Raw genomic sequence first — 11,662 nt, forward strand, 5'->3', positions numbered from 1 at the left:
CGACCTGGCCCAGTTGCCGGCGCCCAGCGTGATCGAGGTGCTGGACTTTGAAGCCATCCTCGCCACGCGCAAAGCGCACCTGGTCAGCCTGCTGCCGGAAGCCGAGCGCGCCGCCGTCACGGCCCTGCTGAAACTGGAATCGGTGCCGGCCACCAAGCTGCGGGAAGAAAACGCGTATCAGGAAACCATCCTGCGCGACTGCGTCAACGAAGCGGGCAAGGCCATCATGCTCGCGTTTGCCCTGGACGGCGACCTGGACCAGCTGGGCGCCAACGTCAACGTGGCGCGCCTGGTCATCACCCCGGCCAATCCCAACGCCATGCCGCCCGTGGCCGCCGTCATGGAAGACAATGACGCCTATCGCCTGCGCATCCAGGAAGCGCCGCCCGCTGACCTAGCGTCCTCGTCGACCGATTCGATTTTATGGCCTCACAAAATCAGGCCTTTGTCCTTCAGTATTGCAACTTCCTATTTCCGTCTGATGATTTTGCGTCCTTTATCGCACCCGAATGGAAACCACAGACGCGCGAGTATTTGGTCGCAAAAAAAGGGGATGGGAGAAGCCTGCTTCAAAAAAGACAGACAACGTGGCATAGTTGCTACCGGCGAAGTCTTTTTTTTTGATTCCGCTCAATGAAGATTATCCTACCCTCCGAAACGATGAAAGCTCCTGGTCGCTGTAGGTGGTATGGAGAAGCATGGTCGGAAAACAAGACGCCGAAAAACATAATCATTTTTCACAATAGCAAGCTGAGGAAAGTATGAACTTAGAAAAAGAAATGCCATCATCCGCCGATGACAGTACGGCTCCCGCTGTAGATAGAGCATTTGTCAGAAACCTGGCTGTTAAAAACTTTGAGGCGCTACAGGCAGCCGCCATTGCTGGGAAGAATACTCACCAACTAGCCCTTGACCAGAGCGACGAAATAGAGGACTTCATCAAAACTTTGCCGTCTGAAGATAGGTCAAAATTCTCTACTCTCTACGAACAAGAGTTGAATGCAGCTACCCAAGCGTCGATCGACAAGACCATGGAGATTAATTCACAAACTGCCAATCAACTTTTAGATAACGCTACAAAAACCAATAACGTCTCTATCTGGATCAGCCTTATTGTCTTTTTCATTGTCCTGATCAGCTTCATAAAAATGATAAAGAACTGAATCACCCCACTGCCGCGTGCATCCATAAGCGAATTTCGGCGTCATGCATTGCATGAACGCCGACCTGTCCGACCAAGCCATCACCCTGACCGTGCCCGTGCCCGTAAACTAAGTAAGCATCGCACGCGCCCCCATCGATCTCGCCAGTTGCCGGTGCCCTGCGTGGTGGCAGTGTCGGACCTCGAAACCATCGTCGCAGCGCGCAATGAACATCTGGTCAGCCAGCTCCGGGAAGACCAGCACGTAACCTTCGCAGCCCGGCCGGCTTTTATACAACACCGCTCATCGCACCATGCAAGGCGGTATCTGACCCTCGCTCGCCTTCAGATGAGTCTGATCTACGTAGCCTAAAAGGGTCGCCAGATCGGACAGCTACGTATTCCCCCGCCGCCGCTCCCGCGTCGCAGCCACTAGCGATTCCACGGCCCGTGCCTAGCGGCGCAGCACACTCAAGGGAGGCCCGGTCCAAATACGTACGCGACAGCCTACCATTCGTGCGCTGCGGCCTACTTCGGCTGTTCCAGCGCGCAAGAGCGCCTGTATTGCAGCGTGTCGCAAACGTTCAAGACCTGCTTAAGCAACCAAACGATACTACCTCCATCTGATGCCAACCGAGGGAGTCTGATGAATACCGCTGCCATGTCCGCCTTGCATGATATTGCCTATTTATTAATAAATGAGAATTTTCGGTGCAATATCTGTAGCCCTCGATGAGGTATGGAGCTCCAGCGCAACACAGGGAAAATCACACTCACTCATGGATTCATATGTCAATTCGTAAATTTCACCGCCTGTCGGCATGCGTCCTGGCGGCCTATATATTGCTGCATCTTGTCAATCACCTGATGGCCATTGCCGGCGCCCATGCGCACATCGCCTTCATGGAGGCGACACGGCCACTCTATCGACATGCCGTCGTCGAGTCGGTGTTGTTGGCGTGCGTGCTGTTTCAATGTGGCAGCGGAATATGGATGGTGCTGCGGGGATGGAAAAAACGCTGCGGGTTCGTAGCGTGGCTGCAGGCCGGCTCAGGGATCTATCTGGCCCTGTTCCTGCTTTTTCATGTCGGCGCGGTCCTGTTTGGCCGCGCCGCGCTCAAGCTCGACACCAATTTTTACTATGCCGCAGCCGGTTTTGTGCTGATGCCATATGAATTGTTCTTTGCACCGTATTATTTCTTCGCAGTGTATGCGCTATTCACGCACCTGGGCTGTGCCGCATATTGGCAAGTCGAAGCGCACTCGCCAATGGTGCGCAGGCTCGCCATCGGCGTTCCGGCAGGAGTCGGCCTGGTGGTCGCCCTGCTGATCAACCTGGCGCTGGCTGGCATGCTCCACCCGCTCGATATTCCCGCGAAATACCTGACTATTTACCGGTAAGCGGGGCGCGAGCACGCTGAGTCAGAACACGCATGAAAAAAGGAAGCCGCACCGTTTGCTTCTGCCAATTAGCCTGTACATTCTTTTTCCGATGGCGTACGTCGGTATGCCATCATGCCCGTTATCCAGTTTCCAGGTTGCGCTGGTGCCGCATCCCCTCATCGCTCCCCCTCAGTGCCCCCCCGCTGACGTTTTTACAACAGCCCCCATCGCCCCGCGCCCTCCCCCGCAACTCCCTACTGATATAATACTAGCAATCAACTAGTACTCCGAGATGTGCGCCTCAAGGCTCCCGCAACCGTCTGTGTACCGCTAAGCCCTGCCCATGCGCTCCCTTTTCGACCACGAGATCATCAAACAGCTGCACAGCGGTACGCGCTCGCGGGTTTATCGCGCCCGGGCCGCCGATGGCACTGCGCTGATCGTCAAGATGCCGAATCAGCAGTTCCCCTCCTTTCAGCAACTGGCACAATTCAAGCGCGAGTATGCGATTGCTCGCCGCTGCCGCCATCCGGGCGTGGCGCATCCGCTGGCGCTGCAGCTGCACGGCGGGCGCTGGACGATGATCCTGGAAGATACCGGCGGCCTGGCGCTCGACCAGGTGTTGCGCGCGCAGGTGGCGAGGCGCAGTACTCCGTCGCAGCCCGCATTGGCGCTGGACGATTTTTTCGACATCGCGCTGCAACTGTGCGCGACGCTGGACGAGGTCCATCGTCAGGGCGTGATCCACAAGGACGTCAATCCTTCCAATCTGGTGTGGAATGCCGAACGGCGCCTGCTGCAGCTGATCGATTTCGGCATCGCCTGTGAACTGCCCTGCGAAAGCCATGGCATCGTCAATCTCCAGACCCTGGAAGGCACGCTGCGCTACATGGCGCCGGAGCAGACGGGGCGCATGAACCGGCGGGTCGATTGGCGCGCCGATTTCTATGCGCTCGGCGTCACCTTGTACGAAATGCTGACCGGCCAGGCGCCGTTCGAGACGGGCGACGAGATGGAACTCGTGCATTGCCACATTGCGCGCAGCCCGGACTGGTCGCACCCGGCGCTGGCCAGCTTGCCTGGCCAGCTGCTGCCGATCATCCAGCGGCTGCTGGAAAAAAATGCCGATCAGCGCTACCAGAGCCTGCAAGGCTTGCGCAGCGACCTCGAAGCCTGCCGCGCGAACAAGCCGGCGCAGGCGCTCAAGCTGTCCGACCACGACGGCCGCTTCCTCGTGCCACAAACGTTGCACGGGCGCGAAGATGCCATCGCCACGCTGCTGGCGGCGTTTGAGCGCAGTGCCGCCGGCACATGCGAGATGCTGCTGGTGGCCGGCCATTCGGGTATCGGCAAGTCGGCGGTCGTCAACGAAGTGCAAAAGCCCATCATCGCCCGGCGCGGCCGCTTCCTGTCCGGCAAATTTGACCAGCTCCAGCGCGACGTGCCGTATGCCTCGTTGATCCAGGCCTTCCAGGGGCTGGTGCGCCAGTTGCTGGACCAGCCGGAAGAAACCCTGCGGCAATGGTCCGCAAAACTGCACGAAGCCCTGGGCAGCGGCGTGGGCGTGATCGTCGAGCTGATTCCCCAACTGGCCTTGATCGTCGGCCCCAGCGACCCGCTGCCCGCGGCGCCGCCGGCACAGGCCCAGCTGCGCCTGGACCGCCTCTTCCCCCGCTTCGTCGAAGTCTTCGCCTGCGCCGGGCATCCGCTGGTGCTGTTCCTCGACGACCTGCAATGGGCCGATGCGGCCACGCTGCGGATGATCGAGCTGCTGATGGTCTCCTGCGACAAGAGCTGCATGCTGTTCATCGGCGCGTACCGCGATAATGAAGTGGGCCCCGCGCATCCGCTCAGCGCGCTGCGCGACAAGCTGCTCGCCCGTGACGTGCGCCTGTCGACGCTGTTACTGAGCGCACTGACCGAGCCGCAGGTGGCGCAAATGGTCTCGGCCACCGTGCGCGTGACGGCGCCTTACTGCGCGCCACTGACCAGCATTTGCTACCGCAAGACGGCCGGCAATCCCTTCTTCCTCAACCAGTTCCTCGCCGCGCTCAACGAGGCGGGTCACCTGCGCTACCGGCCCGCCGACGATTGCTGGGACTGGGACCTGCCCGCGATAGAACAGGCCGGATACGCCGACAACGTGGTCGAGGTGCTGCTGGAGAAAATCCGCCGCCTGCCCGGCGTGACGCAGCACCTGCTGCAACTGGCCGCCTCCAGCGGCAACCGCTTCACGCTCGACACGCTCACCCTGGCAGTGGACCGCGCTCCCCGGCAAACGCAGCAGGACCTGTGGCCGGCGCTCAGGGCAGGCTTGATCCAGCCGCTCGACGCACGCTACAAATACGTCAATGGCGACACCGCCGCGGGCAACAGCGGCGTCAGTTACCGCTTCCTGCACGACCGGGTGCAGCAGGCAGCCTACCTGGTCGCCGATGCCGGCGCGCGCGCGGCCAACCATCTTCTCATCGGCCGCCTGCTCCTGCGGCATACGCCGCCGGAGCGCCAGGACGAGACGCTGTTCGACATCGTCGAGCAGCTCAACGCCGGCCGCGCGCTGATCGACGAGACGGGCGAGCGCGTGCATCTGGCGACGCTCAATCTCCAGGCCGGCGTCAAGGCGCGGCGCTCCGCCGCGTTCCAGTCCACCCTGGAGCACATGCGCATCGGTCTCGAGCTGCTGCCGGCGGACGCATGGAACGCCCAAGCCGGCCTCTGGCTCGAGCTGCAGCTGGGCGCCGCCGAAGCGGCCTACCTGTGTGGCCAGTTCGATGCCGCCGAGGCGATCTATCCACTGGTGCGCGCCCGCGCCTTGAGCCCCTTGCAGCAGGTACGCTGCATCGCCATCCAGGCGCACCAGTATCAGTTGCAGGGCCGCCTGCTCGACGCCATCGCCGTGCAGCGCGACGGCCTGGCACAGCTGGACATCGACATTCCGCACGATGTGGCGCACATGAAGGCGCGCTTCGCCGACATTCTCGCCGACATCGGGCGGCAGCCTGGCGCGCATGCGCCCGAGACCTTGCTGGCGGCCGCCGACATGTGCGAGCCGGACGCGGTGGCCGCGATGCAGATGATGCAGGGCCTGTGGATGGCCAGCTACTACGCCGGCCAGCAGGATCTCAGCGCGCTGATAGTGGTGTCGATGACGCGCCTGTCCATGCAGCGGGGGAACAGCGATTTCAGCGCTGTCGCGTATGTCGGCTACGCGATGATGCTGGCGCTGTACAGCGGCGACATCGCGCGCGGCTACCACTTCGGCGCGATGGCGATGGCGCTGGCCAGGCGCCGTACCAACCTGCAGACGCGCACGCTCACGGGGCTGATGTTCGGCGCGCTCAGCAACCACTGGACGCAGCCGCTGCGCAGCTCCGACGCCCTGTACGAGGAAGCGTTTGGCTGGGCGCTGGAAATCGCCGATTTCGTGCAGGTCGGCGTGGTGGCCGCCGTGCGCGCCACCGACCGGATCATCCTCGGCGACTACCTGCCGCACCTGATGCACGACATCGAGCACGACCTGGCGCTGATGCGCGCCAATGGCCAGCAGGCGATGGCCGATTGCTGCGTCGCCGCCGCGGTCCAGCCGATCAAGTGCCTGACGGGCCTCTTGCCGCGCCATGACAGCTACGACGATGCGGCCTTCAGCGAGGCAGGCTTCCTCGCACGGTATGGCGACTCGCACCTGTACCGCGCCTACTTCTTGCAAGGGAAGATCCGCAACGCCTACCTGTTCGACAACGCCGATGCCGAACAGCTGGCCGGCCAGCTCGGCATCGTCACGCAGATCATGCGCGGCCAGGCCAAGGTGGCCGAGTGCAGCTTCTATGCCGCGCTGATCCTGATCCGCGCCTTGCAGCGCGCTCCCGCGCGCGCCGATGCGGGCGATCTGCGGGCCGTGATCGGCACGCTGCAAGCGAGTCTCGCCGAGTGGGCCAGGCAAGGCTCGGACAATAGCGCGGCCAAGCACCTGCTGGTGATGGCCGAGATGGCACGCTACCGGGACGATCTGCAGCTGGCCACGCGCCTTTACCAGCAGGCGATCGACGCGGCTGGCCTGGCAGGCTACGTCAACATGCAAGCGCTGGGCAATGAACTGTGCGGCGAATGCTGGTGCGACCAGGGGCAGCCGCGCGTGGCAGCCGTCTTCATCGGGGACGCCATCGCGCACTACGGCCAGTGGGGTGCAGAGGGCAAGGTGGCGCAGCTGCGGGAGCGCCATGCCGCGCTGCTGTCAAGGATGGATGGCCGCGGCACGCAGCGGCATTCCGTCTCCCACACGCACGGCAGTTCCGCGCTCGACCTGGTGTCGCTGCTGAAGGCGGCACAAATCCTGTCGAACGAAGTCGGCCTGCGCAATGTGCTGACACGCCTCATTGCCATCGTGTGCGAAAACGCCGGCGGGCAGGTAGCGCGCCTGCTGCTGCTGTCCGAAGGCAGCTACCAGCTGGAGGCCAATATCGACGGCGATGGCGTCACCGTCCTGCAGGCGCGCCCGCTGGACCTGAACGCCGCCAGCGACCCGCAATTCCCGCTGTCGCTGCTGCGCTACGTCATCCGCACTGGCGCGGAGGTGATCGAAGACTGCATCACGGGCGGTTCTCGCTTTGCCGCCGACCCGTACGTGCAGCTGAACCTGCCGCGCGCCGTCATGTGCCTGCCGATCCGGCACGGCGGCCGGATCGACGGCATCCTGTACTTCGAGAACCGGCTGGCCGACGCCTCGTTTACGGAAGAACGCGTCGCATTCCTGCGCATGCTCGGTGCGCAGGCGATGATCTCGATCTCCAGCGCCAGGCTGCATGACAGCCTGGAACGGCGCGTTGCCGAGCGCACCGGGCAACTGGAAGAGGCCAACCGCAAGCTGGCGACCCTATCCATCACCGACGGCCTGACGGGGCTGTCGAACCGGCGCCATTTCGACGACGTGCTGCGCACCGAATGCGCGCGTGCCACGCGCGTCGGCCAGCCGCTTGCCGTCGTCATGCTCGATGTCGACTACTTCAAGCTCTTTAACGACCGCCACGGCCACCAGGCCGGTGACGCATGCCTGATCCGGGTCGCGCAGGCGCTGGCGGCCGGCATGCGGCGCGCAGGCGACCTGACGGCGCGCTACGGCGGCGAAGAGTTTTCGATCGTGTTGCCGAACACGGGCGCGGACGAAGCGCGCCAGATCGGCGAAGCGCTGCGGCGCGCCATCGCAGACCTGGACATCGTCCACGCGAGTACGGAAGCGCAGCAGGTGACGATCAGCGTCGGCATCGCGGTCCAGTCGGCGCCGGGCGCCGCCGATCCTGACGCCCTGTTGCGGCTGGCCGATGCCGCGCTGTACCAGGCCAAGGATGCGGGGCGCAATTGCGTGGTGCTGAGGATTCTGCCGCCTGGCTGACGCATGCGCCCCACGCCCTTTTTCACGACGCGGGGCGGCGCCTCACTCGCTGCCATGGGTGTGCTCGCGCGCCTGCTCCCGTGCCTTTTCCTGCGATGCCAAGCCGTTGAAGAACAGATTGAGCAGCACGGCGACGATGGCGGCCAGCAGGATGCCGCTGTGCAGCAGCGGTGACAGGGCCTTCGGCATGTGCTGCGCGGACTGTTCCGCCACCAGCGGCAGCATGCCGAAGCCGATAGCCAGAGCCACGATGAACAGGTTGTTGCGGTTGCTCTTGTAATCGACGCCGGCCAGGATGCGGATGCCGGTGGCGGCGACCATGCCGAACATCACCAGCCCTGCCCCGCCCAGCACGAACGCCGGCACGGCTTCGGCCGTCTGCGCGATCTTCGGAATCACGCCCATGACGAGCAGGATGAGGCCGGCCGCCACGCAGACCCAGCGGCTGCGCACGCCCGTCACCCCCACCAGGCCCACGTTTTGCGAAAACGAGGTGTAGGGAAAGGTATTGAAGATGCCACCGATCAGGGTGCCCAGGCCATCGACGCGCAAGCCGCGGCTGATGTCATCCTGCGTGATGCGCTTGTCCGTCATCTCTCCCAGCGCCAGAAACATGCCCAAGGACTCAATCATGACGACGATCATCACCAGGCTCATGGTGACGATGGCGACCACGTCGAAGGTCGGCATGCCGAACTGGAACGGCGTGACGATGGCAAAGGCCTTGGCGCCGGCCACTTTGGCGAAATCGGCCTTGCCCAGCGCAAACGACAGGGCCGTGCCGGCGATGATGCCGATCAATACCGCGATATTCGACAGGAAACCGCGGCCATATTTGGCCACCAGCAAGATGACGGCCAGCACGAAGAAGGCGATGCCCATGTTATCCAGCGCCCCGTAGCCGGGATTGGCGATCAGGGGCACAGGACCGGCTGGCGCGGGCAAGCCGGCCGCCGTGGCGGCAGCGGTCATCTTGAGGAAGGCAGGATCGACGATTTGCGCCATGGCGGGCGGCCCGCCCATGGCCCAGTTCACGCCCACGCGCATCAGCGACACGCCGATCACGGCGATGATGCTGCCGGTGACCACGGGTGGAAACAGGGCCAGCAGGCGGCTGATGAAGGGAGCGATCAGCATGGAAACGACGCCTGCGCCGATCACGGCGCCAAAGATGCCGGTGATGCCCAGGGCAGGGGTGTTCGCCATGGCCAGCATGGGGCTGACGGCGGCAAAGGTCACGCCCATCATGACGGGCAGGCGGATGCCGAAGTACTTGCCGATGCCCAGGGACTGGATCAGGGTGACGAGGCCGCAGCAGAACAGGTCGGCACTGATCAATGCCGCCACCTGCTCGGGCGGCAGCTTGAGGGCGCGGCCAACGATCAGCGGCACGGCGATAGCGCCCGCATACATGACGAGCACGTGCTGCAAGCCCAGCGTAAACAGTTTGCCGGTCGGCAGGATTTCATCGACGGGCGATGGCGCGGCAGGCACCGTGCCGGGCACGCTGCGGTGGATGGATTTCAGACGGGGAGTGGCCATTTACGCTCCATTTCCTGGGTTACCGCGGCCCGGATGGGTGCAGGTGAAAGGGAAAAGCAAGAGAGAAACGGGACGACAGGAAGACACTGGCGGCGGATGAGACATGCGAAGCTCCTTGGATGGGATGACCAAGGTATGCCATGCACGCATCGTGCCAGCACCGATTGTATACAGGAATCGTGCCGAAAATCGCCAGAGATCAGGCAATTTGACGGTGGATGCACCGTTTTCTCGCATGCCGCCCCGCACCTGCACCAGAAGGCGGCACAAGGCGACGGGGCTGACAGGTCGCTGATGGCTGATGGAGGTTGGCAGATGGCAGATGGGTGGAGGTGGAGGTGGAGTTGGAGTTGGAGTTGGAGTTGGAGTTGGAGTTGGAGTTGGAGTTGGAGTTGGAGTTGGAGTTGGAGTTGGAGTTGGAGTTGGGAACTGGAGTCTGAAGCTGGAACCTGGCGACTGGTGCTGAGAGCCTATCCCAGTAGAGGCATACATCCCCTGCTGGTGCCTCTCGGAAGCGAAGACTGCATTGATCTTCGTCGCGTGGCTCGCCACGCGTCCCCCTAACACCTTGTCCGCGGTCCTGATGCGCTGCCAGCAGAAGACGCTCCCTGCCAGGATAGGCGCTTAGCCACCGGAGCAGGCATCAAGCAGCGTTTCCAGCTGGCGCACATGGGCGGCACGCAATTGCTCGCGCGCCAGCAAGGCTTGCACTTGCTCGAAGATGCCGTGGGATGGCACCGCCGGCAAGACGGGAGCGGCGGGGCGCGTGGCAATGCATGGCACGCTGACCGGCCAAGTTTCCCCCTTCGATGCCGGCACCCATGCCGCACAACCGGTCAAGAAACTCATCAGCAACACCGCGGCGGCGCACCTGGCACACCACCACCCTGCCGTCCTCCCGGCCCGCCACCCCGCACTCGCACGCGGCGGCCTCATGGCATTTCGCTGGCGATCAGCGCCTCTGCGGCACGGCAGGCGTCACCTTCGGGCTGCAGCGCCAGGATGCGCGCCGCTGCAGCTTGGGCGTCTGCCTGCCCGGCCTGCGCCGTGGCCAGCGCCTGCCGCACCCGCGCCGACCGGCGTGCGCCCTCTTCCCGCATCGCATTCAGCGCCTGGGTCTGGCGCCCCAACAGGCCCTGCACCTCCTGCACTTGCGCCGCGCACGCGGCGCGACCGGCTTCGCGTCCCCAGCGCTGCGCGCAAAACACGGCTGCCCCCAGCAACAGCAACATGGCCAGGATGCTCAACGACGGCTTCATGCCAGCACCTTGCGCGCTGCCGCGTACATGGCCAAGCGTTCGGCCAAGCCGTTCACGCCGCCGTTGATGCGGCGCGTCACCCTTTCCTGGTCGCCCGCGTCGGCCAGGCGGTTCAAGCCGCGCGATTGCCAGAACCAGCCCGCCGAGCGACACGCGAACATCGTTTGCTCCAGCAACTGCGGCGCCGCCAGCAAGTCCAGGCCCAGCGACACGCCGCATGCCGCATAATTGGCGCGCCCCGTCACCTGCAGCAAGCCGCGCCCCTTGAAGCGCACGCCGTCGCCGGCAATCACATTGCCCAGATCCGCCCTCCCCTCATAAGCCGCGCCGCTGGCCAGCTCGCGCACATAGCGCAGCTGTCCCGATTCGTGGCCCACCTGTGCCAGGAACGCTGCCTGACGCAGCGGCGTATCAATACCGAATTCGGCCATCGCCGCATTCAAGGGCGCCAGGAACAGCATAGCGCGGCGGCCGGCCAACGGCATGATCTGCATCAATTGGGCGCCTGTCACAACATGCCCCGCACATCCTTGACGGTCGCGGCGGCATCGGCCACCAGTTCGCCGATATCCTTGCCACGCCGCTTGTCGAACCAGCGCACGCAGGCGCCCAGCACCCACCAGGCTGGCAAGCCGGCCGCCACCATCAGCGGCGCGGCGATGAACAAAAAACCCGTTGCCGGATCGCCGCCATACAGCCCCGCCACGGTCTTCGCGCTGTCAAACAGGCTGGGCCACCACGACAGCACGGCGGCCACGAGCACGGGGCCGAGAAAGGTGGAAATGATGATGCTGGAACAAAAACGAATGAATGCCTCCTTGGTGGACTGGGGCCACATGAACATGAAGCCCAGCGACGTGGCGGCGGCGCCGGCCAGCACGGGCACGCCAAACAGTTTGATCAATGCGCCGCCGGCGGCGGTGGTTTCGAGGGCCATGATTGCCTTTCAGG

Annotated in this window: 9 protein-coding genes; 4 read left to right on the forward strand and 5 right to left on the reverse strand. The window is 63.7% G+C overall.

All coding sequences use genetic code 11. The features are described from left to right. Positions 1 to 28: 28 nt before the first annotated feature. The 4 genes from O0881_RS05735 to O0881_RS05750 all read left to right on the forward strand — a co-directional run bounded on the left by O0881_RS05735 (position 29) and on the right by O0881_RS05750 (position 7,910). Positions 29 to 637 (forward strand): hypothetical protein, encoded by a 609-nt coding sequence (locus tag O0881_RS05735; RefSeq protein WP_289910541.1) that lies wholly within the window; start codon positions 29 to 31, stop codon positions 635 to 637. Between the two features lie 124 nt (positions 638 to 761). Continuing rightward, positions 762 to 1,163, forward strand: coding sequence for a hypothetical protein (locus O0881_RS05740; protein WP_289910542.1), 402 nt, complete (start codon positions 762 to 764; stop codon positions 1,161 to 1,163). Between the two features lie 767 nt (positions 1,164 to 1,930). Next, positions 1,931 to 2,542, forward strand: coding sequence for a hypothetical protein (locus O0881_RS05745; RefSeq protein ID WP_289910543.1), 612 nt, complete (start codon positions 1,931 to 1,933; stop codon positions 2,540 to 2,542). A 325-nt stretch (positions 2,543 to 2,867) separates the two neighbouring features. Continuing rightward, on the forward strand, positions 2,868 to 7,910 hold the full coding sequence (locus tag O0881_RS05750; RefSeq protein WP_289910544.1) for a diguanylate cyclase: 5,043 nt from the start codon (positions 2,868 to 2,870) through the stop codon (positions 7,908 to 7,910). Between the two features lie 42 nt (positions 7,911 to 7,952). On the opposite strand, the gene O0881_RS05755 is transcribed toward O0881_RS05750, so the two are convergent. The 5 genes from O0881_RS05755 to O0881_RS05775 form a co-directional block, all read right to left on the reverse strand. Beyond that, positions 7,953 to 9,452, reverse strand: a complete 1,500-nt coding sequence (locus O0881_RS05755; protein ID WP_289910545.1) for a nucleobase:cation symporter-2 family protein — start codon at positions 9,450 to 9,452, stop codon at positions 7,953 to 7,955. 624 nt (positions 9,453 to 10,076) lie between these two features. After that, a complete protein-coding gene (locus O0881_RS05760) occupies positions 10,077 to 10,301 on the reverse strand; it encodes a hypothetical protein (protein WP_289910546.1) in 225 nt (74 codons plus the stop codon). 83 nt (positions 10,302 to 10,384) lie between these two features. Continuing rightward, positions 10,385 to 10,711: a hypothetical protein gene (locus O0881_RS05765; protein ID WP_289910547.1), complete on the reverse strand. Its 327-nt coding sequence runs from the start codon at positions 10,709 to 10,711 to the stop codon at positions 10,385 to 10,387. Beyond that, positions 10,708 to 11,205, reverse strand: a complete 498-nt coding sequence (locus O0881_RS05770; RefSeq protein WP_289910548.1) for a glycoside hydrolase family 19 protein — start codon at positions 11,203 to 11,205, stop codon at positions 10,708 to 10,710. The genes O0881_RS05765 and O0881_RS05770 overlap by 4 nt, the downstream gene beginning before the upstream one ends. Positions 11,206 to 11,219: 14 nt before the next feature. Continuing rightward, positions 11,220 to 11,648 (reverse strand): hypothetical protein, encoded by a 429-nt coding sequence (locus O0881_RS05775; protein WP_289910549.1) that lies wholly within the window; start codon positions 11,646 to 11,648, stop codon positions 11,220 to 11,222. Between the last annotated feature and the right edge of the window lie 14 nt (positions 11,649 to 11,662).

Origin of the sequence: Janthinobacterium sp. SUN100, assembly GCF_030397705.1 — a bacterium.
Taxonomy (GTDB): domain Bacteria; phylum Pseudomonadota; class Gammaproteobacteria; order Burkholderiales; family Burkholderiaceae_D; genus Janthinobacterium; species Janthinobacterium kumbetense.

What these genes read in the sequence shown, in the direction of transcription:
- O0881_RS05740 (WP_289910542.1), top strand. Translation starts at nt 762, where the DNA reads ATGAACTTAGAAAAAGAAATGCCATCATCCGCCGATGACAGTACGGCT.
- O0881_RS05745 (WP_289910543.1), top strand. Translation starts at nt 1,931, where the DNA reads ATGTCAATTCGTAAATTTCACCGCCTGTCGGCATGCGTCCTGGCGGCC.
- O0881_RS05750 (WP_289910544.1), top strand. Translation starts at nt 2,868, where the DNA reads ATGCGCTCCCTTTTCGACCACGAGATCATCAAACAGCTGCACAGCGGT.
- O0881_RS05755 (WP_289910545.1), bottom strand. Translation starts at nt 9,452, where the DNA reads ATGGCCACTCCCCGTCTGAAATCCATCCACCGCAGCGTGCCCGGCACG.
- O0881_RS05760 (WP_289910546.1), bottom strand. Translation starts at nt 10,301, where the DNA reads ATGAGTTTCTTGACCGGTTGTGCGGCATGGGTGCCGGCATCGAAGGGG.
- O0881_RS05765 (WP_289910547.1), bottom strand. Translation starts at nt 10,711, where the DNA reads ATGAAGCCGTCGTTGAGCATCCTGGCCATGTTGCTGTTGCTGGGGGCA.
- O0881_RS05770 (WP_289910548.1), bottom strand. Translation starts at nt 11,205, where the DNA reads ATGCAGATCATGCCGTTGGCCGGCCGCCGCGCTATGCTGTTCCTGGCG.
- O0881_RS05775 (WP_289910549.1), bottom strand. Translation starts at nt 11,648, where the DNA reads ATGGCCCTCGAAACCACCGCCGCCGGCGGCGCATTGATCAAACTGTTT.